Raw genomic sequence first — 26,373 nt, 5'->3', positions numbered from 1 at the left:
AAAAGAAAAAGCTTATGTATGGAATTCAAACTCCTTGTAAGGAATTCAGAATTCCAGCCTAAGCTTTTTTCATTGCATCCATGACTTGCTCATCCAGCTGGGAAGCTGCTTTCAGATCATATGTTTTATCATAATGAGGCTGTACTGTCATTTTCGCTCCGTAGAACATCACATCCCTAACCTCATCAATTTGCATTGAAACCAATGCCAGCTTTAACGGCAAATGATCAAGAACTTCTTCTTTAATGGCTGTTTTTCCAGCTATTGAATAAGCAGATTCATCAGCAATCATGTGAACGATGACCTGATTATTCTTCTTTATGTTCTGAATGATCCTTGAATGGCTTTCAACTGCAAAATAAATCGTTTTTTCATTCTTTGACATTATCCATGATAACGTATGTACATTTGGGCCGCCTGTCTCATAATCCACTGTTGCCAATGTAACAAAACGCTCCTTTTGCATTTCTTTAAACAGCGGCTCTGTCAATTGATTTTCAACTCTGTTTACCATCAGGCACCTCCTCTTTATCACTATCATAGTATGTTTTTAATGCTTGTTTCAACTTTCAGCCATTTTCAAAAGGAAACCGCCGATGATGTGTAACCACTTTATTACTTCCATCCCCTCATTTGCTGAGATAATTAAATTCGAAACAGAAGTTGTGTTATATTATAATAAAAGAAAGAACTATTAACAGAGGTGTAATAAATGCGAGTTAAATGTGTACTATGTGATAAAATAGAATCCATTCCAAACGATTCTGCTGAGGCGAAAAGGTTACGCAATCGCCCTATTCATACATATATGTGTAATGTTTGTGAGGATCGCATTGCAGAAAGAACAAAGCAGCGTGCTGCCACGGGGAATTTCAGGCTTTATAAAAGCCCTAAAAGTGATGATGAATGGTAGAACGATCTAAAAACCCCAAACTCTAACAGATTGGGATCCAACGGAGTATGATTGAATGAAGAAAGTATCAAAAAAGCCAGACGCTTAAAGCGTCTGGCTTTTTTTAAAAAATCAATGCACAATAGCTGAAAATATAATTATTCTGCACTGGCTTGCTGCTTTTTTTCCTGATGGAGCCTAATTTTATAAATAATTAAAATTAAGGCAGCAACAACAAGGCCTTCAGCAACAGGCAGGAAAACACCTAAAAAGGTAAGCAGGGTACAGCCGAGGATCAGAAACAAGTAAATTACAACTGATTTCCCCAGCGGAAGTTTTTTTGCAAAGCCTAGCTTAAAGACTAAAATCGATAAGAGGACTATTGTAATATACAAAAGCCACATACCTAAATCAGGGTTTTCATGGACTTTAAATAGAGCTGCGAAAAAAGACAATCTTTCTTCAACCATAAATTCTCGCCCCCCTCATAAAGATTAGTTTGTTTCTGCTAGTTTCTTCTTCTTCGCTACACGCTCACGCTCGTTCTTATCTAATATTTTCTTGCGCAAACGGATTGATTCAGGTGTAATCTCACAAAGCTCATCATCATTCAAATATTCCAGTGCTTCTTCAAGCGTCATGATGCGAGGCTTTTTCATTGTTGCTGTCTGATCCTTGTTCGCTGAACGAATGTTTGTAGCTTGTTTTACTTTTGTAATATTTACAGTAAGATCGCTTTCACGGTTATGTTCTCCAACAATCATACCTTCATAAATTTCAGTACCAGGCTCAACAAAGATCACACCGCGGTCTTCTACTTGCATGATACCATAAGTAGACGATTTTCCACTCTCCATAGAAACAAGCACACCTTGACGTCTGCCGCCAACTTGTCCAGCAACAACTGGCTGATAGCTGTCAAATGTATGGTTTATGATTCCGTATCCGCGTGTTAACGTTAAGAATTCAGTTGTATAACCGATTAATCCGCGAGCAGGAACATTAAAAGTTAAGCGCACTTGGCCATTTCCGTTGTTCACCATATCAAGCATTTCACCTTTACGTGCTCCAATCGATTCCATAATAGAACCTGTATGCTCTTCAGGAACATCAATTTGCACACGCTCAATTGGCTCACATCTTACTCCATCAATGTCACGGATGATAACTTCCGGCTTGGATACCTGCAGCTCAAATCCTTCTCTGCGCATATTTTCAATTAAGATAGATAAGTGAAGCTCACCACGGCCAGAAACAATCCAAGCATCTGGTGATTCTGTATTTTCAACACGTAAGCTTACATCTGTCTGCAGCTGCGCGCGCAATCTTTCCTCTACTTTACGTGAAGTGATGTATTTTCCTTCTTTACCTGCGAATGGGCTATTGTTTACAAGGAAAGTCATCTGTAATGTAGGCTCATCAATTCTTAATACTGGCAATGCCTCTTGATGCTCAACTGGGCAAACTGTTTCCCCAACGTTGATATCTTCCATTCCAGATACAGCAATTAAGTCTCCAGCTTTTGCTTCTTGAACTTCTTCACGCTTTAAGCCAAAGAAACCAAAAATTTTCGTCACACGGAATTGTTTAACAGAGCCATCAAGCTTCATAAGAGCTACCTGCTGACCCACCTTCATTGTTCCGCGGAACACACGTCCAACTCCAATTCTGCCGACATAGTCGTTGTAATCAAGTAGTGCTACTTGGAATTGAAGAGGCTCTTCACTGTTATCAACTGGTGCTGGAATATTATCAACAATTGTCTCATATAGAGATTGCATGTTTTCATCCTGCTTTGCAGGATCTGGATCCACACTAGCTGTTCCGTTGATAGCAGATGCATAAATAACTGGGAAATCAAGCTGATCTTCGTTTGCATCTAATTCAATAAATAAATCAAGTACTTCATCAATTACTTCTTCAGGACGAGCAAAATCACGGTCGATTTTGTTTACAACAACAATCGGTGTTAAGTTTTGCTCTAATGCCTTTTTAAGCACGAAGCGAGTTTGCGGCATACAGCCTTCATAGGCGTCAACGACAAGTAAAACACCGTCAACCATTTTCATGATACGCTCTACTTCTCCACCAAAGTCAGCATGTCCAGGTGTATCAAGAATGTTTATGCGTGTATCTTTGTACTGGATTGCAGTATTTTTAGCCAAAATGGTAATACCGCGCTCCCTTTCGATATCATTTGAATCCATTGCACGCTCTTCTACATGCTCGTTTGTTCTAAATGTACCAGATTGCTTTAAAAGCTGGTCAACAAGCGTCGTTTTACCGTGGTCAACGTGCGCGATTATAGCAATATTACGAATATTTTCTCTGAGTTTCAAAAAATTTTCCTCCTAGCCTATTTATCAAATAATAGCTTTTAGCTTCATTTTTATACGATAACTGAAACATTATACCATAAACAAACTAGAAAGCTAAAAGCTTTTTATGTAAAATATTTATTAAGAATAGCTTTTATAGAGTATTACTAGAGTTTTTCCATCATTGTATGGTAAAAAGAGAACAGAAAGCTTCTAATTGTAAGGGTAAGCAAACATGTTTTTGATGCGGCCATCGCCGCAGACAAAACAGCCCTGCGGAAAGGAATGGCGATTATGAAAAAAATTCAATGGCCTTTATTAGCTTGTGCGGTCGCCGCTGCTATATGTATTGGAGCAATTGGAATTGCCATTAGCGAAAGAAGTATATTAGGCATTCTAGCATGTATTGCTGGTTTATTTGTTGTAATGGGTTTTGGCTTCAAGACGAAAAAGAAAATGCGCGAAAAAGGATTATTGTAGCGTTTAAAAGGGCGATCCAATGCGGACGCCTTTTTACGTGTTGGCAGGTTTGTAAGCAGGAGTATAAAAATTGGAGTTTGCACTTAAAATTTCAGAAGAGATACAACGACATAAAGAGACCTGTTCCATTGCTCTGAAGACTCTGTTTTATCTGAAGAAATCAAAGCTAATCATCCTCGCCGTCTGAACTTCTTTTGTGTCTCAGCCTTTCCTCTATTTCTCTAAGGAGTATAATATTCTGCTTCATAAAATTGTACCTTAAATTTATCAAAACTAAACCCGCTTTTTATGACTGAAAAAAGTGCAGCAATATCCACTGCACCTCCTCCATCACTTATTACCCTACATCATCGTCGGTTTAACAAAAATTAAATACTGGACATCTTGTTTGTCTTTTTCAAGTTTGAATTGTTCATAGCCGCATTCAGATAAGAAAGCAATCCACTCATTTTCCATTATAGGAACACCCGCATAAATCGCTTTATGACCCTTATCCTTCATTTCATCTGAGAGCTTGTCTAAAATCCTTTCACCAAAGCCTTTTCTTCTAAATCCAGAATGAACAAGTAATGTCCCAAGCCAAGGCTTTTTATTTGAAGGCGAAGACTGAGTGTGGTGGGATACGGAAATAGGAGTTCCGCTCACCTCCCATACTCTCCATTCCCCTCCTGCATACTCATGATCCTTGAAAAAGTTTTCAAGAGTCTTATTTCCTAATTCAAGTTCCTTCCACTTTGGACTTTGCGAGATTAAAACCTCGAAGAAGGGATGATCTGATTTTTCAAGCGTTCTCCATGAAAGATTACCATTTTCCATTGTGAAGATAATCCTTCAAGATCTCATCATGCAATTCTTCATTGGCAAAAAAGACAGAGCCGCCTTCGAGCATATTAAGTTTTTCTCCCCTCAGATTTGTTGCACGTCCTCCAAGCTCTTCAATGATGATCAACCCTGCCGCAAAATCCCAAGGTGCGAGCCTTAACGTTAAGTATGCATCAATACGGCCAGTTGCCACGTAGACAATTTCTAAAGCAGCTGAACCATATGAGCGTGTGCCTCGGGATTTTTTTACAAGAGGTGCTAAAAGACTTGAATCAATCCGTCTGTTTTCTGTCACCCATGTTGCATTTAAACCTAAGATTGATTCCGATAGTTTCGTTTTGCGCATCTGAGGAATTTTCAAGTCATTTAGGTATGCTCCCTCACCTGAGATAGCATGATACAGCTCATCATGAACAACATCATAAATGAGGCCGATTTTCCCAACCCCATCTTCAAAGATTCCAATTGAAATAGCAAAATTACGCTGCTGATGTACAAAATTCATCGTTCCATCAATAGGATCAATGATCCACACAACGCCTTCTAATGACTGAACATCATCTCCAAATCCTTCTTCTCCCAAGATTCGGTGATCCGGAAAAACACTGTTAATTTTTTCGATAAAAAAACGCTCGGTTGCTTGATCTATATCAGTTACTAAATCATTAGCATGTGATTTTGTCTGAATGGTTAATTCTTTAGAAAAAGAATCCTTTATTCTATCACTTGCTTCTTTAATCCACTTTTTTGCATATGTATCAATCTTTTTTAAATCTGTCATGTAGTTAACATCCTTTTCTATAGGCTATTTTATTTTGTCTCCACATTGTTATTTCAAGTTGTTTAAAATACTTTTAGCTTAAAATAAGCCTGCAAAATATTCAAGTTTCAAGAATAAAACAACTGGACATTGATTGCGAGGTTCATGTCGGTTTAACATCAATAAACGAACTCCCACGAATGATGGAAGTTCGTTTTTAATCATGTTGTATAGATATTAAGAACATTTTTCCCCATTTTCCCCTTATTAACTACAATTTATAAAGCTTTTAGTTTGAGAAGCTCATGTCTGATTTTTTCAAGCTTCTGCTTTGTTGTTGTTTTCAACTTGTCATTCTCGCTTGTCATTGCATCAAATAAAGTAGCCAGCTCATAGTCAAGTTCCATTCTTAGTACTGCTGTTCTTTCCTTTTCGCTTTTTTTCGCTTTTGTTGAATTTACAAGTTGTTTCATTAGACAATACACCCCTTCCAAGTTATCAACAAAGTATTTCTTAAAAGATATTCACGACTTAAATTTTCTGATTATTTTTACTATTATCTTATGCTCTGTCATCTGAATTGCAACAAAATTGTGCGATAACCTACCTTTAAACTCATGCATTCTATTTCTTCTTTTCCTGCAGATTATGCTACAATATTTGACATAGTAAGAGGAGGTTTCTATATGACATTTTCAGGTTTTACAAATGATGATTTTTCGGTCTTCACTATAGATGGTCTTGATGAACGAATGGATGCTCTAAAGACTACCATCCGCCCAAAGCTAGAAGATTTAGGCAAACACTTCTCGACGGTGCTATCGGCCGAGACTGGACATGAGATTTTTCCGCATGTTGCCCGTCATGCCAGAAGAACCAAAAACCCGCCAAATGATACTTGGGTTGCATTTGCGTCAAGCCCCCGCGGTTATAAAATGCTGCCTCATTTTCAAATTGGCCTTTGGGAAACGCATGTTTTCATTTGGTTTGCAATGATTTATGAAGCTCCAAATAAAGAAGAATACGGTAAAAAGCTAGAGGATTCTCTTGATAAACTTTATAATGAAATCCCAAAAGAATTTGTTTGGTCAGGCGATCATACGAAGCCTGGTGTTTACAAACACAGTGATTTATCAAAAGATGAACTTGGAAACCTTTTTATCCGTCTGCAAACTGTCAAAAAAGCTGAAATTCTCTGTGGTGTCAACATTAGCCGAGAGGATGCTATAAAGATGAATGGCCATGATTTTATCACAGCTGCAGATCATGTATTTAAAAAATTATTACCCTTCTATAAAATGGCGTAAACATAGTGAAATGGGACATTAAAGTACAAAAAACCTCCCAAGGGAGGTTTTTTACTTTTTCATTTTTACTACATTGCCAGCTTCAGTTTCCTTAGCTGCTTTTACTGTACGAAATGGGGAATAGCCGCTCATTTCTTCAAAGTCATTGCATAGATTTCTTTCATCAGATTTTCCTGGCACAATTTCTTTAAAGCGACGGTATGACTTCATCAGCTCTTCACGTTCAATCCCTTTTTCGTATGCTCTTTCAATGCTTTGATAAAATTGGATTACATCAATAATTTCTTCAGTCTTCCAATGATGTTCAATCGGATATTGATATTCCAAAGGTCATCCTCCTTACGTTTTATCTCCTGCTGATTTTACTCTAAGTAGAATGTCAGCGCAAACATGTAAGCTTCTTTTTTGTTGCTTGTAAGGGCTCTGCTATGTCTAAAACTATGGAATAAAAACTTTCTAAAGAAGATTAAAAATTCTCCAATAAAAGAATGTTTATTTTCACCTTTTAACCCGAAAACTAATGGGGTATGAAGTTTCTATGCAAAGGCGATGAATAATGCTATAATGCAGATGTTTTATTGCAAATTAGAATTTTAAAGAGGTGTGGAAATACATTGTCTCAAACTGAAACACCGTTATTTAGCGGCTTATTGGCACATGCAAAGAAAAATCCTGTACAATTCCATATTCCCGGTCATAAAAAAGGAACAGGAATTGACCCTGAATTTAAAGAATTTATTGGAGAAAATGCTTTATCAATTGATTTAATTAATATTGGACCTTTGGATGACCTGCACCAGCCTAAAGGCATGATCAAGCAGGCACAAGACCTGGCAGCTGAAGCTTTTGGTGCTGAACATACATTTTTCTCAGTACAAGGAACCAGCGGAGCCATTATGACAATGGTTATGTCCGTCTGCGGCCCTGGCGATAAAATTATCGTACCCAGAAATGTTCATAAATCAGTTATGTCTGCCATTGTTTTTTCTGGTGCCACTCCTATTTTTATTCATCCCGAAATTGATACTGAGTTAGGCATATCTCATGGAATTACAACAGATTCTGTAGCAAGAGCTCTTGAGCAGCACCCTGATGCAAAAGGATTACTTGTTATTAACCCAACGTATTTTGGTGTATCTGCAGACTTAAAAAAAATTGTAGAAATATCGCATTCATATAATGTTCCTGTTCTTGTAGACGAAGCACATGGAGTTCATATTCATTTTCACGAAAGCCTGCCGATGTCTGCCATGCAGGCTGGAGCGGATTTAGCGGCAACAAGTGTTCACAAACTTGGCGGCTCCATGACACAGAGCTCTGTTTTAAATATGCAAGGTAATCTCGTTTCACATAAGCGCGTACAATCGATTTTAAGCATGCTTACTACCACATCAACTTCATATCTTCTTCTCGCTTCATTAGACGTTGCCAGAAAAAGACTTGCAACGGAAGGACATGAACTAATTGAAAAAACAATTCAATTGGCACAGTCCATTCGAAAGCGCATCAATGAACTGGATCATCTATATTGTGTAGGAGAAGAAATATTAGAGACACATGCTGCTTATGATTACGATCCAACAAAGTTAATTATATCTGTAAAGGAATTGGGAATTAACGGCTTTGATGTTGAACTTTGGCTCAGAGAGCGATATAACATAGAGGTTGAAATGTCTGACTTGTACAATATTTTATGTATTGTCACTCCAGGAGACACAGAGAAGGAAGCCGATATTCTAATCGATGCTTTAAGACAGTTATCGATTGAATATCACGGTAAAGCTGAGAAGATCAATACGACGCAAGAGGTCCTTTTACCTCATATCCCTGTCCTAGCTTTAACTCCTCGTGACGCTTTCTATGCGGATACAGAGCTTGTTCCATTTGATGAGTCTGAAGGCAGAATTATTGCTGAATTTATCATGGTATACCCTCCTGGCATTCCAATTTTTATACCTGGAGAAATCATCACGACCGATAACCTCCGTTATATTAAAACCAATATGGAAGCAGGATTGCCAGTTCAGGGACCAGAGGATTATGACTTTAAATACTTGAGGGTTATAAAAGAACACCGGGCAATTCGATAAAAGATAACGTGCATTCTCATTTCGGGTTATAAAGCCTTTCGAATATGTAAAAATGCCGCCCATATGATTGGGCGGCATTTATATTACTTGCTAAAAAACCGGTCGATTGCACCATCTATTTTTAAACTAACTTCTTCACTTTCAAGCTTTTTACTGAATCAGCCTTATGCTACTTACTTCTCCTGCTGATTAGGCGGGTCACATTGGCAGCTTCCTTTTGAATATAATACAGTCACCTTTTCATCCTCGAAATGTTCGATAGTTGAATTACAAGTTTGGCATACGATTGTTCCCATCTGCTCATCTCTCCTTTAATATCATATTCATATTTTGAAAGCGCTTTATCTATTTTCTATAATAATATGACACTATTTAAAAATCAAGATTAATTTGTATAACACATTTAAAATTTTAGCGTTATTGTATGTCATAATAAGCATTAATACAGCATATTAATTGACTTTAAATTGACCAGATTGTTAATGGGTTTATTCGAGGGAAACGAAGGTTTGGCTATTTGGAGAATGCATCGGGAAGCTGGAGACTACGACAATGCACATTGAAATTCACTGATAAACCCGAACGACTCTGTCTGCTTTTTTCTGAAATTAGCCGCTCGGGACATGATGTAAAGTTTTAGTACAATCATTTAAAATCAGTGTTCAAAGGAACTGAGATACTGGCATAAAAAACTGGAAAAGCAGGATTGGACTATTTGTAAGCCTTTCTTCACACAAACATCTGTGTTCTCACATCAAGGGGTCCAAAAAGAATCAATTTGGATAAGTGTTTTCACGAATCACGACCTTTAACTAACATGTGTTCCTGGGATCGCATCTTTGAAAAATTGAACAAGATCTTCTGTTTGAGTTGTGGTTTCGATTTTGAATATCTTCTGCAAGGAATGCGAATCTTCGAGGTCAAGCGGATCAAGGAGGATCGAACGGCCAGTTTGCATACAGGTCACAAGAGGTTTTGTATAAAATAGATTTGTATAAACGATAGCAAAATCATAACGCTTTAACTTGGTTGCAAAGCCGGCAAAACGTACAGTTACATTTTCATGTTCATCATAAATCTTAGAAAAATTATCCATATGGCACCTCCTTTTTTCAAACTATTTAGAATACTATTGTATTGCGAACTTCTCATTTTAACAACCATAATTATTAATCGTTAATAAAGTTGTCATATGTTTTTATTCAATGATAGAATATTTAAGGGCATGATGATCTTAATACGTTGCATGGAAACTAAATTATTATACATACTTTGAGGTGACAGATGAATAAAAAAATTGTTGTAATCATTTTGCTATCTTTAGCATTTACACTTATTTCTCCTTTCGTATTTAATGCATTTGTTGCAGACAAACCTGCTGAGCTCCCATATAAAGCTGTTTTTGGTGCACCATTTCCTTATTTAGGACAAGTAAAGGAGCTTCCGGAAGATTCTGCCTCCTACCCTGTAATAGTGGAGTTCAATTCACCATTTGACGAAGAGACAGACTTTAGTGTTATTCCTTTCGCTTTATCTCTGCTTTGCTTTTTTCTGCTTTTCTTTTCTATTTATACCATCATCGCAAGATTTATGGACCGGAAGCCTGCAGAAAAGGAGCCTAAATAAGGCTCCTTTTTTCATAATTATTTAATTGCCTCAGGATCTGCAATTGTGTATCCTTTTGCCTGCAGACCTGTCACAATGTCTTCCATCGCTTCCATTGTCCACTGCCGATCATGCATGAGTAAATTAGCTCCGTTGTTTAAATAAGGGCTATTGACCATAATATCAGCTATTGCTTCTTTTGTTTGATACTCCTGCTCCCAGTCATACCCATATGTCCAGTTCATGATGGTCATATTTTCTTCTGCAGCAACCTTTTTACTATAGTCTGTGTTAGAACCAAAAGGTGCTCTGAAGAACCGTGGTCTTTCTCCAGTTATTTCTTCAACCATGTCATTAACCTTTACTATTTCATGTTTTTGCTCTTCTTCTGTTAAATCCTTTAAATTATTGTGACCATATGTATGATTTCCAATCGCAAACCCAAGATCATAAATTTCTTTAATTACATTCTCTTTTTCCGGAGAGTTAATCAAATGACCGTTAACAAAAAAGATTGCCTTTACATCAAGTTTCTTTAGTGTCTGCGCCATCTTTAATGCATGTGCATCTGGTGCATCATCAATGGTTAAAAGAGCTACTTTTGGATTCGCATCTGAAATAGGATCTACTGTCCATGTATTTTCATTAATTTGGTATTGTTTTTCAACTTCTTTACCTTCATCTTGTGAGCTTGCTGCAGACTGAGTTTCTTCCTCTTCTTCATGCATTTCCCCAGCTTGTTCTTCCTCTTCACGATCCTGTATTTCTAACTCAGAATGATTATTGCTTTCCGTTTGCTCCTGAGAGGCTTGTCCATTCACCTCTTCAGCAGAATTGGGTTCATTATCAGTTGCACAGCCTTGTAAAAAAATAAATGTCATAAGCAGTGCAAATATACTTTTTATTCTCATGCTGTCCCTCCTCGCTCCTAATTATAAACTAGTGCTTTTCATTTTCAATGAAGACGACTCTCAGCTGACTCAAACATGTACAGTACTTCTTATATAAAAATGGAGTTCAGCCAGTTCAAAAAGAATACGCTAACCTCCTTTTTCGTTAAATTGCTAAGGTCATAATGACATGAAAAGAGCCATATACAGATAAACTGACCATGGTCGCAACAAACGTTTTTCGTGTAGATTTTATAATATAATGGCCAATAATGACAGCAAGATAAAGAAACACAAAAAACATAAGCGCTTTAAATACTAATTGATCATACTTTGAAAGCCATTCAATAAAGGTATATCCGCTCCATATAATGAGCTGAATGATAACTGCTGTATAAACCTTCACACCATCATCACCGCCTTTTAAAAACACTAAATTTAAGGATTTTCACGGTATTTAATGTTAACCTTTACTCTTCGTAAACGCAGCTGGTCAAGCCGCCTCCGCTTTTCTTTCTGTCTAGCTCCGGCGGCTAGCTGCTCGAGGTCATAAGTCAATCTGTCCAAAAGGTTAAAGTACAACCTTCCGGCCTGCTTGCCTTATGCTTGTCGCAGCTGGTCAAGCCGCCTCCGCTTTTCTTTCTGTCCAGCTGCAGGCACTAGGGACTCGAGGTCTTAAGCCAATCCAGTCAAAAGGTCAAAGTACGACCTTTCGCCTGTTTTGTCTTAAGCTTGTCGTCCCTGAGCAAGCGCCTTCCGCTTTTCTTTTTACTCTCCCCTTTTTTGGAGAAAGAAAACCTGGTTTATTTGAAATATATGTTGAAGGTTTTGCTTGTATTTTTCATTTATATAACATTTAGGTGACATTTGCGGTTTCGGCAGTAGACCGTGATAGAATACTTATGTATAGAGGGCAATTTGTAAGATTTCGGAAAAATTGTGTGTAAAGTGAGGCAGAGAAATGATGAAAGGCATGCTTTTACTTTTATGTAGTGCTCTATTTATCTTAACATCCTCCTCTTGCAGTAAAGCAGAGTCGCCTGACCTGGAAATTAATGAAGATATACAACAAATAGTGTTCTTTTCAGATGAGGCAAATTATCGTCAAGAAGTGGCTTATTATGATGCTATCATTGAGTTAAAGCAAAAATATCCAGAGGCCATAAAAAATATGAAGATTATTTATGAGAATAAAAAACACTATTTAGATCAATTTGAAATAGAGCGCAGTCCAGCAATGGTTTTAGTATATGAAGATCAGACCCTCGTAAAAGTAGACGGTCTTGTAAAAAAAGATCAAATCATAGAACCGATCGAGAACGCACTTGAACAATATGAATAAATATATAGTTGAAAAAAGACTTCTATACAATTGAAGTCTTTTTTCAACTCCTTAATAAAAAGATCCTTCTCTATTGAGAAGGATCTTTTTCACTTTATTTTACAATGTGAATTGGCATTCCAAGAGCTACTTCTGCAGCTTCCATTGTGATTTCACCTAAAGTTGGGTGAGCATGGATTGTCATCGCAAGGTCTTCTGCAGTCATTCCAGACTCAATCGCTAAACCAAGTTCTGCAATCATATCAGAAGCATTTGTACCAGCAATTTGCGCACCGATGATTAATCCATCTTCTTTACGAGTAACAAGCTTTAAGAACCCGTCAGTGCTATCTAGTGCAAGCGCACGGCCGTTAGCTGCAAATGGGAACTTCGCAGCAACTATATCGATTCCTTCATCTTTTGCTTGCTTCTCAGTATAACCAACTGTTGCTAATTCAGGCTCAGAGAAAACAACAGCAGGAATTGCTAAATAGTCAATTTCAGCGTTGTGGCCAGAGATAGCTTCTGCAGCAATTTTACCTTCGTAAGAAGCTTTATGAGCAAGTGGAGGACCTTCAACGATATCACCGATAGCATAGATATTGCTTACGCTAGTGCGGCATTGCTTATCAATTTCAATTACTCCACGATCAGTCATCTTGATGCCTACTTGCTCAAGACCAAGCTCATCTGTGTTTGGACGGCGTCCAACCATTACAAATACGTAGTCAGCGTCAACAGATTTCTCTTCTCCGCTCACTTCGTATTTAACTGTAACACCAGTCTCTGTTTCTTCAACACCTTTTGCAAGTGCCTTTGTAATAATTTCAGCACCCTTTTTCTTAAGGTTGCGTGTTACTAAAGATGACATTTGTTTTTCAAAGCCATTTAGAATTTCATCTGCTCCCTCAAGAATTGTTACTTTCGTACCAAAGTTTGCATATGCTCCGCCAAGCTCAGTACCTACGTAACCTCCGCCAATTACAACAATGCTCTCAGGGATCTCTTCAAGAGCTAATGCTCCAGTAGAGTCAAGAACACGTTTTGTGTATTTGAAAGTTGGCAATTCGATTGGACGTGAGCCAGAAGCGATAATAGCATTTTTAAAAGTATACGTTTGAGCAGAGTTATCATCCATTACACGAAGTGTGTTAGCATCAACAAAGTATGCTTCACCGCGAACGATATCAACCTTGTTTCCTTTTAAAAGGCCTTCAACACCGCCTGTAAGCTTCTTAACTACGCTGCCTTTCCATTCTTGAACTTTTGAAAAGTCAACCTTAACGTTCTCAGTCGTAATCCCCATTACAGAAGAACCTTGTGCCTCTTCATAACGGTGACCAGCAGTGATTAATGCTTTTGAAGGAATACATCCAACATTCAAACATACGCCTCCAAGGTTGCCGCGTTCAATAATTGTAACTTTTTGACCAAGCTGTGCTGCACGAATAGCTGCAACATATCCCCCTGGACCTGCACCAATGACTATAGTATCTGTTTCAATCGGGAAATCTCCTACTACCATTTGTTACGCCTCCATTAACAATAGTTCTGGATCATTAAGTAAACGCTTGATGTGGTTAAGTGCATTTTGAGCTGTTGCACCATCAATCATACGGTGGTCAAAGCTTAATGACAATGCTAAAACTGGTGCAGCAACAATTTCGCCATCCTTCACAACAGGCTTCTCTGCGATACGGCCAACACCAAGAATTGCTACTTCAGGGTGATTGATTACTGGAGTAAACCATTGTCCGCCAGCTGATCCGATATTAGAGATTGTGCATGAAGCACCTTTCATTTCGTTAGGTGCCAGTTTACCATCACGAGCCTTGCCTGCAAGTTCATTAATTTCGTTTGAAATTGCAAATGGTGATTTACGGTCAGCATCTTTTACAACTGGAACAAGCAAGCCTTTTTCAGTATCAGCTGCGATTCCGATATTGTAATAATGCTTGTGGATGATTTCGCCAGCTTCATCATCAAGTGATGTGTTTAAGGCTGGGAATTCACGTAATGCACTTGTTAATGCTTTTACTACATACGGAAGGAATGTTAATTTGATTCCTTTACTTGCAGCTACTTCTTTGAATTTCTTACGATGAGCAACTAGTTTTGTTACATCAACTTCATCCATTAAAGTAACGTGTGGTGCCGTATGTTTAGAGTTTACCATAGCTTTCGCGATTGCTTTACGGATTCCGCTCATTTTTTCGCGAGTTTCTGGATATTCTCCAGCTGGAACTGCCGCAGCTGCTGCAGGTGCTGCTGTTTCTTCTGCTTTTGGTGCTGATTCTTGAACTGGAGCAGCTGCTTGAGCTCCGCCATTTAAGAATGCTTCGATATCATCTTTCTGGATACGGCCGTTCTTTCCGCTTCCAGCAACTTGACGAATGTCAACACCTTTATCACGAGCAAATTTTCTAACTGATGGCATTGCAATAATGCGGCGGTTTGGATCCACATCAGTTTGAGAGATTGCTACACCTTCTTTTTTCTCTTCTTGAACTGGAGCTTCTTCTTTCTTTACTTCCTGGCCAGCTTCAGCAGTTGCTTGAACTTGTGCTTCTGTTTTCTTGTCAGCAGCAGGTGCTTCATCATCGTGATCACCTTTAAATTTCAAGTCTTCATATCCTGGAGCGTCGAAAGAAATTAGAACTTCTCCAACTGTTGCAACAGTACCTTCTCCAACATGAATTTCTTCAACTTTCCCTTTAACTGGAGATGGAATTTCTACTACCGCTTTATCATTTTGAACTTCACATAATACATCATCTTCTTGAACTTCATCGCCTGGTTTAACAAACCATTTTACGATTTCGCCTTCATGGATACCTTCACCGATATCAGGCAATCTAAATTGAAATGCCACTGAATTCAACCTCCTATTGATTTACTTTCTATTTCATAAGAGGGGGTACACCCCCCCTTGCCAATTAGAAATTAAGTACTTTATTAGCTGTTTCGATAATATCTTTGAAATTTGGAAGCCAAACCGTTTCAGCTTGCGGGAATGCAAACACTGTATCTGGAGCAGCTACACGCAATACTGGAGCTTCAAGGCTTAAAATTGCGCGGTCGTTGATTTCAGCAACAACATTCGCAGCAATACCAGCTTGTTTTTGAGCTTCCTGAACAACAATTGCACGACCTGTTTTCTCAACAGAAGCAATAATTGTTTCAATATCGATTGGGCTTACTGTACGCAAGTCAATAACCTCAGCTGATTTACCATCTTTTTGAAGTTCATCTGCTGCTTTTAATGCTTCATGTACCATTGCTCCGTAAGTTACGATTGTTACATCTGTACCTTCGCGCTTAACTTCAGCAACACCGAGTGGAATTGTATATTCTTCTTCTGGTACCTCTTCACGGAAAGAGCGGTATAATTTCATGTGCTCTAAGAAAATGACTGGGTCATTATCACGAATAGCAGAAATTAATAGTCCCTTTGCATCATATGGAGAAGAAGGGATTACCACTTTAAGACCAGGCTGCTGTGCCATTAATCCTTCAAGGCTATCAGCGTGCATCTCAGGAGTATGTACGCCGCCGCCAAATGGTGAACGAATTGTTACTGGTGCGTTGTAGCGTCCGCCAGAACGGTAGCGCATACGAGCAAGCTGGCCGGAAATGGAATCCATTACTTCATAAACGAAACCAAAGAATTGAATTTCAGGAACTGGACGGAATCCTTGTAAACCAAGGCCAACTGCCAATCCGCCGATTCCGGATTCAGCTAGAGGCGTGTCAAAAACACGATCTTCGCCGAACTCTTTTTGCAGGCCTTCTGTCGCACGGAAAACTCCGCCGTTTACGCCTACATCCTCACCGAATACAAGAACATTCGGGTCATTGCGCAATTCTGTGCGCAGGGCATCAGTAATTGCTTGAATCATAGTCATTTGCGCCATGGCTTACTTCGACTCCTTTTCTTTATAAATTTCATATTGTTCTTTAAGGTTTTGAGGCATTTCTTCGTACATGATCTCCATTAGATCAGTAACTTTTTGCTTAGGAGTATCATCAGCAACTTTAATTGCGTCTTTAATATCTTCCTTCGCCTTTTCGATCACTTCGTTTTCCATTTCTTCATTCCAGATGCCTTTTTCTTCTAGGAACTTACGGAAACGGACAAGCGGATCTTTTTTCTCCCACTCATTATCAAGGTCTGATGTACGGTAGCGAGTCGGATCATCACCAGCCATTGTGTGCGGGCCATAACGGTATGTTAATGTTTCAATTAATGTTGGACCTTCGCCATTAAGAGCGCGCTCACGAGCATCGCGAACAGCTGCATATACAGCAAGAGGATCCATTCCATCAACCTGAATTCCAGGAATCCCTGCAGCTACTGCTTTTTGAGCGATTGTACCAGCAGCAGATTGCTTTTCAACAGGTGTAGAGATTGCGAAACGGTTATTTTGTACAACGAAAATTGCTGGAGCTTTGTATGCACCCGCAAAGTTGATTCCTTCGTAGAAATCACCCTGTGAAGCACCGCCATCACCTGTATAAGTGATTGCAACAGCTTTCTCACCGCGTTTTTTCATTCCAAGCGCTACACCAGCTGCTTGAATATACTGAGCACCAATGATAATTTGCGGTGCGATTACGTTTACACCCTCAGGGATGTTTCCGCCTTCATAATGTCCTCTTGACCATAGGAAAGCTTGTGATAAAGGTAAGCCATGCCAAATGATTTGAGGAACATCGCGGTATCCAGGAAGAATGAAATCTTCTTTTTCAAGAGCAAATTGAGAAGCTAATTGAGAAGCCTCTTGGCCAGCTGTAGGTGCATAGAAACCTAAACGGCCTTGTCTATTTAATGAAATTGAGCGCTGATCAAGAATGCGAGTATAAACCATACGGCGCATTAATTCCTGTAATTGCTCATCTGATAACTCAGGCATTGCAGATTCGTTAACGATCTTGCCCTCTTCATTTAAAATCTGTAGCGTCTGAAACTGTTCTTCCACTTTTTCGCGTTGCTTTTTCGCATCGAAATGTGTGTTCTTCGTTTTTGAAGCCATCAAAGTCACCCTTTCTTTTTTTAAAAAGACGTCATTCATATGAGTAAAAATACACAATTTATAGGTTGCCCAAGTTTGCCGCAGTTTAGATTATAATTTGTCAAATAAAGACGAAAAATCATCTTACAAATGATAACCTTCGTGCGCTCCCGTTTTTAAGCAAACCCTTTCAGCAAAAAATAATAAAGCTTCTCTATTATTTTCCCACAGATGAGATGTATAAAAACGTCTTTATTTTTTCTCCCATTACCATCTTATTCTGTATCAATCCTTTTTGCAACAAAATTGATACACGCCTCATACGATTTATAGTTTAATATAATTAATGATATCTAGTCAATCAAATGAACTATTGTTTTTTTTGATTAAATAACTTTTTTACGTATATTTCAAATAAAAGGAACTGTATCACCCGATAATCACCATCTGTATTATAAAAGAAATAAAATTATCTTGTGTTATACTAAAGCATCAATAGGATTTATTTTTTCCATATAATAGTTTTTCCTGCAACATACAAATTTCGACAAGATGAATGAAACAACTAAATGAATTATCTCTTCTACAAGACACTCTCCGCACCATAAAACAGGTAAACCTGCTTGCTTCTTCTTTGTTCAAGTCATTGTATCATTCTCTTTTAAGAAGGCTATTATCTAGACGGCAGGCCACAGTGCTTTTAAATTGCACCCGCTCCTCCCAGGAAAGAGAATATAAGGGCCAATAGCTGTGCAGTTAAAACCCTATATAAATACAAAAAAAAAACCGAATCATTATGCAGATATTTATGAAATATCTGTATAATGTTCCGGTCTTCTTTATTTGACTGATATACTAAGACTTTTTATTATCTTATTCATCTTCTGTATTTACATTTAGTCCAGCTGCCTGATAAAAAGATAACTTTATATCATTATAATCAGCTGTTTTTTCATTAAACTTCTTATTAGTTTCAAGTACCTGCTCATACGATTCATTTATTAAAGTAATTTGCTCTTCTAATTGCTCTAACTTTAGATCTTCTGTTTTGAAGAGATCGTACAATTGTTTATCATTATTCAATGCTTCAGAATATTGATTATACAATGTATCGTGCAGCTCATATCTGTCCATCATTGTATCGTATAATTGCTGTGCTTCGCTCTTTAATTCATCTTCATCCATCTCTTCAATAAGATCAGGGATCTTTTGAAACTCTTCTTTAGAAGCATCGATGCTTTGCTTTTCTTCGTTCATATGTTCTTCACGCTGCTCGGCAGATGCAAGTGCTTCATCTGACAGCTTTTGAATTTCTTCAAATTCCTTCATACTTAAGGCAATAATTTGATCATATAATTCCTTTTCTTGCTTTTCCAATTCTACAAGCGGGGTTTGCTGGTTTTCAAATCCTTTTTCTGCCTCAACTACATCTTCAAGTACATTGTACATTTTTTCAGCTGGAGTCTCAGAATTCAAACAGCCTGATAAAAGCACCATACTCATCAATAGGACACTGATCCACATTCCCGATTTTAACTTATTCATGTATAATCCCCCTAACTTCATTCCTTACTATATCTACTGTTGGTTTATTTGGCAAATACTCTGATATCAACTTTACAATCTAAAGCTTGTCCTATCACAACCTATGCTGAACTCTTTTCATTTATTCCTTGGGCACTGGCCTACACAAACAGAACACATCATACATAGGCTATATTAATCGTCCGATATAAATTTTAAAAAGCACTGCAAATGTGGACGATAATCTACTTTAGGGAGGTTATCCTTCATGTATGGATATGGCGGATACGGATATGGTTGTTCTTACCCAGGTTATGTAGCTGGTTCAGGTTATGGCAAAGGGTTTGCTTTAATTGTTGTATTGTTTATTCTATTGATCATTGTTGGCTGTTCTTGCTGGAAATTCTAAATCATTTTTACGGGAGAGAGCTCTTAATTGAGCTGTCTCCTATTTGTTCCACAATTTTTGTATGATAAACATCAACTGTTTTATTAACATTTGCTGTTTTGTCTGATAGACTATTTTCATACATAAGTTCAACAGGAGTGAAGAACATGATTACAATGACCGATATCATACGAGATGGACATCCTACATTAAGAAAAGTGGCAGAGGAAGTACAGCTTCCACCCGCACAAGAAGATAAAGAAATTTTAACAAGTCTTTTAGAGTATGTTAAAAATAGTCAAGACCCTGAGATTTCTGCAAGGTACGGGTTACGCGGAGGGGTTGGACTTGCAGCACCACAAATTAATATTTCAAAACGCATGATTGCTGTGCATACCACGGATCCAAATGGAGAATTATTCAGCTATGCTCTTTTCAATCCTAGAATTATCAGCCATTCAGTGGAGCGTTCCTATATTACTTCAGGTGAAGGCTGCCTGTCTGTTGATGAGAATATCCCAGGTTTTGTGCCGCGCTACGCCCGCGTAACTGTGAAAGGATATGATCTTGATGGGAATGAAATTAAACTAAGGCTAAAAGGTCTTCCAGCCGTTGTGTTTCAGCATGAAATCGACCATTTAAATGGCATTATGTTTTACGATCATATTGATCAGAATGAACCTCTTAAACCAATTGAGGATGCCATTCCTATCGAGAGATAAAAAAGAAAACTTGCCGAGCTGGCAAGTTTTCTTTTTGTGATCAGATTAAATCCATCTCTTTCAAGCCTTTCCAAATGCCATCCTGATCGACATCAGCTGTTACGTATTTTGCTACTTCCTTCAGCTGTGGAACAGCATTTCCCATAGCAACGCCGTTTCCTACCGTTTTAAGCATTTCTATATCATTTAAACCGTCACCAAATGCATATACATCTTCCATTTTAAATCCAAGGCGTTCGATCATTTTGGCGATTCCTTCCGCTTTTGATCCTCCAGCAGGCAAAACATCAATAGACAAATCATGCCAGCGAATAAAATGGAATTCTGGGAAGTCTGTTACATATCCAGTTTCTTCTTTGTCTTTGCAGAACACATTTAGTTGATATATTTCGTTTTCCTTGTAGAAGTTGGTATCAAGGGCTGGATGCGGAAATTTTAAGCTTCCCATGCTTGTATCAATATATGAATGTTGTTCTACATTGGATTTCATCGTCTTTTCATTTAAAAAGACAAGCGGATGCCCTAGGTGTTCCGCATTTTGCAATAATTCTTCGATCTTTTCTATGTTTAATGGGTTTTTATAAATCGGTTCATTTTCAAAGACGACATATTGACCATTAAAACTCACAAATGAATCAATCTCCAGCTCTTCTCTTAATGACTCAAACATAAAAGGAGCTCTTCCAGTTGCAATAGCAACAAAAACTCCATTCTCCTGAAGCTGTTTAATAGCCTCTTTCGTTTTTATTGGCAATTTTTTTTCATGATCCAGCAAAGTCCCATCAATATCAAAAAAAACAATTTTACTCAATTGTCCAAACTCCCTCTCTTTTTTTTACTGTAACCATAATATTTGTACAGCCATGATTCTTAATTCTTCCTAATTAAATGCATGTATCACTTTTGGCAGTCCTGACGCTATATGATAACAGTGATGATATGTAGGAAAACAAGGTTAAAAGGTTTCACATTACATATTCGCGAATATGTGCAATTTTTCTATGTCCTAACTATTTTGCCCAGTTTCAATGAATGAAGTTACTTACAATCACAGCAGGCTTTCTGAACAAACCTTTCACGTAAACACTACCTCCATAACCCTGCTGTGTCAATTAACGTTTTTTATATTCATAATTCAAGCACTTTAACATCATAATAAAAACATAGACCAAAGTAGACGGAAACCTGACCGCAGACATTATCCCCTTATATATAAGATATGCCATAAGCACTAACATATTTTTCTAAAACAATGACATGTTCGCTTTACAAAGGACAAGGATTGTTTAAAATAGAACTAAGGAGATGATCCACAATGTTGAAAAAGCTAAGGAAAAAGCTATTGAAACAGTGGAGAGATATGCTTCGAAAAAAAACAATCGCTTAAATTTGAGCCCTTCAAACTTGCGAAGGGCTCCTTCATTATTGTAAATTGGTTATCAGTACGTTTTTTTACATACTTTTAATTATATGCCATAATGAACCTATATAATGGGTATTGAAATAAATATAAATGAATGATATATCCTTTTAAGCATGCAGTGCTTCCTTGGGAGATATTTGATTATAAATAAATTAAAAGAAATATTTCATTTGCCGCTAAGAAAGTTACCTTTCTTATCATATAAAAAAGAACATCGGATGAAGGAGAGAATGTTATGATTTACAAAGTTTATTTTCAAGAATTAGCAAAAGAGGTTCCCGTTCGCGAGAAAACAAAAACGATCTTTGTAGAAGGCGAAACAGAACGAGACGTCCGTTCTAAATTAAAGAAACGCCCATACAATATTGAATTTGTTGCAGCTGTGGATGGTTCTTATCTTGAGTTTGAAAAACAAAACGAAGACTTTAAAGTATTGGAGATTGAATAATATATGAAATTTGTAAAAAATGATCAAACAGCTGTTTTTGCTCTTGGCGGTCTAGGCGAAATTGGCAAAAACACGTATGCTGTACAATTCCAAGATGAAATAATCTTGATCGACGCTGGAATAAAATTCCCTGAAGATGAACTTCTTGGCATTGACTACGTCATACCAGATTATACGTATTTAGTTAAAAACGAAGATAAAATTAAAGGGTTATTTATTACGCATGGACATGAAGATCATATTGGCGGCGTTCCCTATCTATTAAGACAATTGAACATTCCTATCTACGGCGGCAAGCTTGCATTAGGCCTAATTCGAAACAAGCTTGAGGAACATGGTCTATTGCGTCAGGCTAAACTTCATGAAATTAAAGAAGATGATATTATTAAGTTCAGAAAGACATCTGTAACCTTCTTCAGAACGACTCACAGTATTCCTGATTCATATGGAATTGTTGTGAAAACACCTCCTGGACAAATCGTTCATACTGGAGATTTTAAATTTGATTTTACACCTGTCGGTGAACCAGCAAACTTAACAAAGATGGCTGAAATCGGCAAGGAAGGCGTATTATGCTTATTATCTGACAGTACGAACAGTGAAATTCCAGAATTCACGATGTCTGAGCGCCGTGTTGGCGAAAGCATTCATGATATATTCAGAAAGGTTGAAGGAAGAGTTATCTTTGCTACCTTCGCATCAAATATTCACCGTCTGCAGCAAGTGACGGAAGCGGCCGTTGCAAACGGAAGAAAAATTGCTGTTTTCGGACGCAGTATGGAGGCAGCTATTAATATTGGACAAGACCTTGGCTATATTACAGCTCCGAAGGATACGTTCATTGATGCACAGCAAATTAACCGTTTGCCGGCAAACCAAGTAACGATTCTTTGTACAGGAAGCCAGGGAGAGCCAATGGCTGCTCTTTCAAGAATTGCAAATGGCACACATCGTCAGATTCAAATTAATCCAGGCGATACAGTGGTCTTCTCTTCTTCTCCGATCCCTGGCAATACGATTAGCGTAAGCAGAACCATTGACCGACTGTCCCGTGCAGGTGCAGAAGTTATTTATGGCAAACTCAGCGATATTCACACTTCCGGTCATGGTGGACAAGAAGAACAAAAACTTATGCTTCGCCTTATTAAACCTAAATTCTTTATGCCGATTCATGGTGAGTATAGAATGCAAAAAATGCATGCTAAATTAGCTGTTGATTGTGGTGTAGAAGAGGAAAATTGCTTTATCATGGATAATGGTGAAGTATTAGCTTTAAGTGATGATACCGCTCAAGTAGCTGGTAAAGTTCCATCTGGTTCTGTTTATATCGATGGAAGCGGAATTGGAGATATTGGCAATATTGTACTGCGTGACCGCCGTATCCTTTCTGAAGAAGGACTGGTTGTAGTCGTTGTCAGCATTAATATGAAAGACTTTAAAATCGCTTCTGGCCCTGACCTGATTTCCAGAGGATTTGTTTATATGAGAGAATCCGGAGATCTAATCAATGATGCTCAAAGCTTAATCTCCAAGCATCTCAACAAAGTGATGGAACGGAAAACGACACAATGGTCTGAGATTAAAAATGAAATCACCGATACACTAGCACCATTCTTATACGAAAAAACAAAACGACGTCCAATGATTCTTCCTATTATCATGGAAGTTTAAAACAAAAAGGCAGAAATCACATTAAAAGTGATTTCTGCCTTTTTTCGATTAACCGAGAAGTTTCTTTTCAAATCGATTGATATCTACATCTGCTCCAATGACAATCATAATGTCATTATACTGAATTTTTTCATTCGCCTGAGGCGAAACAATGATCTCTTCTCTTCTTTTAATAGCAACTATGTTAATGCCGTATTTTGCGCGGATATCTAAATCTATGATGGTATGGCCGCTAATTCGCTCATTTGCAACGATCTCAACAATGCTGTGCTCATCTGAAAGCTCTAAATAATCGAGGACATTATTGGATACGAGCTTATGCGCTATTCGTCGGCCCATATCTCTTTCTGGATGTATGACAAAGTCTGCACCAATTTTGCTAAGAACCTTTTCGTGATAATCATTTTGCGCTTTCACTGTTATTTTCTTAACGCCTGCCTCTTTCAGGATTAATGTGGTTAAAATACTAGCCTGAATATTATCACCAATCGCAACAATTACGTGATCAAAATTACGGATTCCAAGGCTCTTAATGACCGTTTCATCTGTTGTATCGCCGACAACTGCATGTGAAGCAATCATTGAGAACTCATTGACACGATCCTCATCTATGTCTATTGCCATAACCTCCATGCCTTCCTCTGCGAGCGCCTTGCAAATGCTGCTGCCAAAACGGCCCAGACCAATAACAGCAAACTCTTTCTTCATTGAAAATCCTCCACCTATTCACAGATTTACATCATACCAACCATTCTAGCACACACAAACCACCAGGAAAATAGTTTACATACGCTAAATTATTGCTTACGGAGCAGCATGAATTTAGGAAGCATAAATAAGCTAAGGAGCTATGCAGCTTTCCTTAGCTTTATGTTTTTAACCAGCATCAAGCATATTAAATTGTGCTTTAACTAATTGATGATAATGACCTTTTTGCTCCATTAATTCATCATGTGAGCCTTCTTCTAGAATTTCACCATGATCTAATACAAAAATTTTATCGGCATCACGGATGGTGGACAGTCTATGGGCTATAATAATCGCCGTTCTGCCTTGCAGAAGCTTTTTAAGAGCGGTTTGAATACGCACTTCGGTTTCAGTATCAATACTGGCTGTTGCTTCATCTAAAATTAAGATGCGCGGATCAGCCAATAACGCTCTGGCAAAGGATAGAAGCTGACGCTCACCTACTGAAAGAATATTTCCTCTCTCCTCAACCTCTGTTTCATATCCATTCGGAAGACGCTGGATAAAATCGTGTGCTCCTACTGCTTTTGCGGCATCCATTACCTGATTCTCTGTGGCATCCGGCTTTCCAAAACGGATATTATCCCCGATGGTTCCTGAGAAAATAAAGGTATCCTGTAACACAATGCTAATTTGGCTGCGCAAATTAGCTAAGGACACATCCTTTAAATTCACACCGTCAATTTTAACTGTACCTCCAGTTGGATCATAAAACCTGCTGATTAGGTTGGCTACCGTTGTTTTACCGGAACCCGTATGGCCAACTAAGGCGACGGTTTCTCCAGCTTTCATTTCTAAATTAATGCCTTTAAGAGCCTTTCTTTTTTCATTGTAGGAGAAGACTGTATTTTCAAATTCAATATGCCCTCTCATTTCTTTAAAAGAGACGGCATCCGATTTCTCTGCTACAATCGGCTTTTCATCTAAAAACTCAAAGATTCTTTCTGAAGAAGCCATTCCCATTAATAATTGATTATAGACCATTCCAAGTCTTCCAATCGGCTCCCAGAACATACCTAAATAAAAAGCAAAAGAGACAAACTCACCAATTGACAATGAACCGCTTTGAATCAGTGATGCACCAAACCAGATCAGCACCGCAGTACCGATTGCGTTTGTCAGCTCGACAAGCGGGCGAAACATGGCGTTTTTTCGCGAAGCTGTTTTCCAGCTTAAAAAATTCTCGGTATTAACTCCGTCGAAAAAAACCATATTCTCTTTTTCCTGTGTAAAGGATTGTGTCACACGAATGCCTTGAATACTTTCATTTAAATGGGAATTTAATTTTGATTGCTTTAATCGGACGGTTTGCCATGATCTTCTTATATTTCTGCGCAAGGAAGTAGAAATAAAGAACATGATGGGCAGGATTACCATAACCGCCAATGTAAGCTCTGGACTGAGCGTAAACAGAATAACAAAGATTCCAACCAGAAGAATCATGTCCATCAGCAGGTTGATAATTCCATTTGTAAATAATTCTTGAAGTGAATTGATATCATTGAGAATTCTAACTAAAATTGAACCCGCTGAACGCTGATCAAAGAACCGATGTGATAATGTCTGTACATGTGTAAATAAATGCTTTCGCAAATCGTAAATCACATTCTGACCCAGCGTGTTCATCCATTTTATACGAAAATAGTTCGCTCCGTAGGATAAAAGGTATAAGGCAAGAATCACACTAACCAGGGTTGTTAACAGTGTTGAATCCTTTTCAGCAAGCGCTTGATCGAGTGTGTACACCCCGATTAAAATCGGGATGGCCAATCGGACAGCTGTGTTAATCATGACCATTACAATCGATAATGGCAGCAATTTTTTTCGATATGGCTTCAAATAGCTGAACAATCGGAGCATCTGCTTCCAGTTAAATGGTTTTTCGATTACATCCTCTGATGAGTATTGAAAACGTGATAGAATGGCTTCTTTCTTTTGTTTTTGTTTATTCAA

29 protein-coding genes are annotated in these 26,373 nt (G+C 38.1%); 10 read left to right on the top strand and 19 right to left on the bottom strand.

Going from position 1 to position 26,373, the window contains the following annotated elements:
- Positions 1-58: 58 nt before the first annotated feature.
- On the bottom strand, positions 59-514 hold the full coding sequence (locus tag F7732_RS01520; protein WP_151571942.1) for a pyridoxamine 5'-phosphate oxidase family protein: 456 nt from the start codon (positions 512-514) through the stop codon (positions 59-61).
- A 198-nt stretch (positions 515-712) separates the two neighbouring features.
- On the opposite strand from F7732_RS01520, the gene F7732_RS01515 reads away from it, so the two are divergent.
- Positions 713-913: a YlaI family protein gene (locus F7732_RS01515; protein ID WP_151571941.1), complete on the top strand. Its 201-nt coding sequence runs from the start codon at positions 713-715 to the stop codon at positions 911-913.
- Positions 914-1,050: 137 nt separating this feature from the next.
- On the opposite strand, the gene F7732_RS01510 is transcribed toward F7732_RS01515, so the two are convergent.
- Complete coding sequence (locus tag F7732_RS01510) at positions 1,051-1,362, bottom strand: YlaH-like family protein (RefSeq protein ID WP_151571940.1); 312 nt, start codon at positions 1,360-1,362, stop codon at positions 1,051-1,053.
- Positions 1,363-1,386: 24 nt separating this feature from the next.
- Positions 1,387-3,231, bottom strand: coding sequence for a translational GTPase TypA (gene typA / locus F7732_RS01505; protein ID WP_066447020.1), 1,845 nt, complete (start codon positions 3,229-3,231; stop codon positions 1,387-1,389).
- 273 nt (positions 3,232-3,504) lie between these two features.
- Here typA and F7732_RS01500 point away from each other — a divergent pair, with 273 nt between their 5' ends.
- Positions 3,505-3,690, top strand: a complete 186-nt coding sequence (locus F7732_RS01500) for a YlaF family protein (RefSeq protein ID WP_066447023.1) — start codon at positions 3,505-3,507, stop codon at positions 3,688-3,690.
- Between the two features lie 342 nt (positions 3,691-4,032).
- Here the strand turns inward: F7732_RS01500 and F7732_RS01495 are convergent, their stop codons facing one another.
- The 3 genes from F7732_RS01495 to F7732_RS01485 form a co-directional block, all read right to left on the bottom strand.
- The gene (locus F7732_RS01495; protein WP_151571939.1) at positions 4,033-4,506 is read right to left on the bottom strand and encodes a GNAT family N-acetyltransferase; all 474 of its coding nucleotides are present in this window, start codon (positions 4,504-4,506) and stop codon (positions 4,033-4,035) included.
- Positions 4,493-5,293: an inositol monophosphatase family protein gene (locus tag F7732_RS01490; protein WP_151571938.1), complete on the bottom strand. Its 801-nt coding sequence runs from the start codon at positions 5,291-5,293 to the stop codon at positions 4,493-4,495. Before F7732_RS01490 ends, F7732_RS01495 begins: the two co-directional genes overlap by 14 nt.
- 257 nt (positions 5,294-5,550) lie before the next feature.
- On the bottom strand, positions 5,551-5,745 hold the full coding sequence (locus F7732_RS01485) for a hypothetical protein (protein ID WP_151571937.1): 195 nt from the start codon (positions 5,743-5,745) through the stop codon (positions 5,551-5,553).
- A gap of 213 nt (positions 5,746-5,958) precedes the next feature.
- On the opposite strand from F7732_RS01485, the gene F7732_RS01480 reads away from it, so the two are divergent.
- Positions 5,959-6,579, top strand: a complete 621-nt coding sequence (locus tag F7732_RS01480; protein WP_151571936.1) for a YktB family protein — start codon at positions 5,959-5,961, stop codon at positions 6,577-6,579.
- Between the two features lie 51 nt (positions 6,580-6,630).
- Here F7732_RS01480 and F7732_RS01475 read toward each other — a convergent pair whose 3' ends face one another.
- The gene (locus F7732_RS01475; protein WP_066447037.1) at positions 6,631-6,906 is read right to left on the bottom strand and encodes a UPF0223 family protein; all 276 of its coding nucleotides are present in this window, start codon (positions 6,904-6,906) and stop codon (positions 6,631-6,633) included.
- A 287-nt stretch (positions 6,907-7,193) separates the two neighbouring features.
- Here F7732_RS01475 and F7732_RS01470 point away from each other — a divergent pair, with 287 nt between their 5' ends.
- Entirely contained in the window at positions 7,194-8,669 is a 1,476-nt protein-coding gene (locus tag F7732_RS01470) for an aminotransferase class I/II-fold pyridoxal phosphate-dependent enzyme (RefSeq protein WP_151571935.1), read from the top strand.
- A 173-nt stretch (positions 8,670-8,842) separates the two neighbouring features.
- Here F7732_RS01470 and F7732_RS01465 read toward each other — a convergent pair whose 3' ends face one another.
- Positions 8,843-8,965, bottom strand: coding sequence for a GapA-binding peptide SR1P (locus F7732_RS01465; RefSeq protein WP_082851693.1), 123 nt, complete (start codon positions 8,963-8,965; stop codon positions 8,843-8,845).
- Positions 8,966-9,477: 512 nt separating this feature from the next.
- Positions 9,478-9,765, bottom strand: a complete 288-nt coding sequence (locus tag F7732_RS01460; RefSeq protein ID WP_151571934.1) for a DUF3055 domain-containing protein — start codon at positions 9,763-9,765, stop codon at positions 9,478-9,480.
- A 188-nt stretch (positions 9,766-9,953) separates the two neighbouring features.
- Here F7732_RS01460 and F7732_RS01455 point away from each other — a divergent pair, with 188 nt between their 5' ends.
- Positions 9,954-10,295 (top strand): hypothetical protein, encoded by a 342-nt coding sequence (locus tag F7732_RS01455; RefSeq protein ID WP_151571933.1) that lies wholly within the window; start codon positions 9,954-9,956, stop codon positions 10,293-10,295.
- A 17-nt stretch (positions 10,296-10,312) separates the two neighbouring features.
- Here F7732_RS01455 and F7732_RS01450 read toward each other — a convergent pair whose 3' ends face one another.
- Both F7732_RS01450 and F7732_RS01445 read right to left on the bottom strand, forming a co-directional pair.
- On the bottom strand, positions 10,313-11,185 hold the full coding sequence (locus tag F7732_RS01450) for a polysaccharide deacetylase family protein (RefSeq protein WP_151571932.1): 873 nt from the start codon (positions 11,183-11,185) through the stop codon (positions 10,313-10,315).
- A 145-nt stretch (positions 11,186-11,330) separates the two neighbouring features.
- Positions 11,331-11,570, bottom strand: coding sequence for a hypothetical protein (locus F7732_RS01445; RefSeq protein ID WP_151571931.1), 240 nt, complete (start codon positions 11,568-11,570; stop codon positions 11,331-11,333).
- A 555-nt stretch (positions 11,571-12,125) separates the two neighbouring features.
- Here F7732_RS01445 and F7732_RS01440 point away from each other — a divergent pair.
- Positions 12,126-12,506, top strand: a complete 381-nt coding sequence (locus F7732_RS01440; protein WP_151571930.1) for a small peptidoglycan-associated lipoprotein — start codon at positions 12,126-12,128, stop codon at positions 12,504-12,506.
- Between the two features lie 94 nt (positions 12,507-12,600).
- Here the strand turns inward: F7732_RS01440 and lpdA are convergent, their stop codons facing one another.
- From lpdA to F7732_RS01415, 5 genes are all read right to left on the bottom strand, one after another.
- Positions 12,601-14,010: a dihydrolipoyl dehydrogenase gene (gene lpdA / locus F7732_RS01435; protein ID WP_151571929.1), complete on the bottom strand. Its 1,410-nt coding sequence runs from the start codon at positions 14,008-14,010 to the stop codon at positions 12,601-12,603.
- A gap of 3 nt (positions 14,011-14,013) precedes the next feature.
- Positions 14,014-15,357 carry a dihydrolipoamide acetyltransferase family protein gene (locus tag F7732_RS01430; protein ID WP_151571928.1) on the bottom strand — a complete coding sequence of 448 codons (1,344 nt, stop codon included), beginning with the start codon at positions 15,355-15,357 and terminating at the stop codon, positions 14,014-14,016.
- Between the two features lie 64 nt (positions 15,358-15,421).
- Entirely contained in the window at positions 15,422-16,399 is a 978-nt protein-coding gene (locus F7732_RS01425) for an alpha-ketoacid dehydrogenase subunit beta (RefSeq protein WP_066447071.1), read from the bottom strand.
- 3 nt (positions 16,400-16,402) lie between these two features.
- On the bottom strand, positions 16,403-17,518 hold the full coding sequence (gene pdhA / locus F7732_RS01420) for a pyruvate dehydrogenase (acetyl-transferring) E1 component subunit alpha (protein WP_066447075.1): 1,116 nt from the start codon (positions 17,516-17,518) through the stop codon (positions 16,403-16,405).
- A gap of 852 nt (positions 17,519-18,370) precedes the next feature.
- Entirely contained in the window at positions 18,371-19,042 is a 672-nt protein-coding gene (locus F7732_RS01415; protein WP_240056499.1) for a YkyA family protein, read from the bottom strand.
- Positions 19,043-19,289: 247 nt separating this feature from the next.
- Here F7732_RS01415 and F7732_RS01410 point away from each other — a divergent pair, with 247 nt between their 5' ends.
- Positions 19,290-19,430: a YjcZ family sporulation protein gene (locus tag F7732_RS01410; RefSeq protein ID WP_082851694.1), complete on the top strand. Its 141-nt coding sequence runs from the start codon at positions 19,290-19,292 to the stop codon at positions 19,428-19,430.
- Positions 19,431-19,576: 146 nt separating this feature from the next.
- Positions 19,577-20,131 carry a peptide deformylase gene (def, locus tag F7732_RS01405; RefSeq protein WP_151571927.1) on the top strand — a complete coding sequence of 185 codons (555 nt, stop codon included), beginning with the start codon at positions 19,577-19,579 and terminating at the stop codon, positions 20,129-20,131.
- A 40-nt stretch (positions 20,132-20,171) separates the two neighbouring features.
- Here def and F7732_RS01400 read toward each other — a convergent pair whose 3' ends face one another.
- Positions 20,172-20,942 (bottom strand): Cof-type HAD-IIB family hydrolase, encoded by a 771-nt coding sequence (locus F7732_RS01400; protein WP_151571926.1) that lies wholly within the window; start codon positions 20,940-20,942, stop codon positions 20,172-20,174.
- 847 nt (positions 20,943-21,789) lie between these two features.
- Between F7732_RS01400 and F7732_RS01395 the strand changes: the two genes are divergently transcribed.
- Both F7732_RS01395 and rnjA read left to right on the top strand, forming a co-directional pair.
- On the top strand, positions 21,790-22,002 hold the full coding sequence (locus F7732_RS01395) for a DNA-dependent RNA polymerase subunit epsilon (RefSeq protein ID WP_151571925.1): 213 nt from the start codon (positions 21,790-21,792) through the stop codon (positions 22,000-22,002).
- Between the two features lie 3 nt (positions 22,003-22,005).
- A complete protein-coding gene (gene rnjA / locus F7732_RS01390; protein ID WP_066447092.1) occupies positions 22,006-23,673 on the top strand; it encodes a ribonuclease J1 in 1,668 nt (555 codons plus the stop codon).
- A gap of 48 nt (positions 23,674-23,721) precedes the next feature.
- Here the strand turns inward: rnjA and F7732_RS01385 are convergent, their stop codons facing one another.
- Positions 23,722-24,381, bottom strand: coding sequence for a potassium channel family protein (locus F7732_RS01385; protein ID WP_151571924.1), 660 nt, complete (start codon positions 24,379-24,381; stop codon positions 23,722-23,724).
- Between the two features lie 168 nt (positions 24,382-24,549).
- Positions 24,550-26,373, bottom strand: coding sequence for an ABC transporter ATP-binding protein (locus F7732_RS01380; RefSeq protein WP_151571923.1), 1,824 nt, complete (start codon positions 26,371-26,373; stop codon positions 24,550-24,552).

It is taken from the genome of Bacillus mesophilum, from assembly GCF_008923265.1.
Classification (GTDB): Bacteria; Bacillota; Bacilli; order Bacillales; family Cytobacillaceae; genus Cytobacillus; species Cytobacillus mesophilum.
The sequence above is the reverse complement of the archived record's forward strand: the minus strand, read 5'-3'. Positions and strand labels throughout refer to the sequence as shown.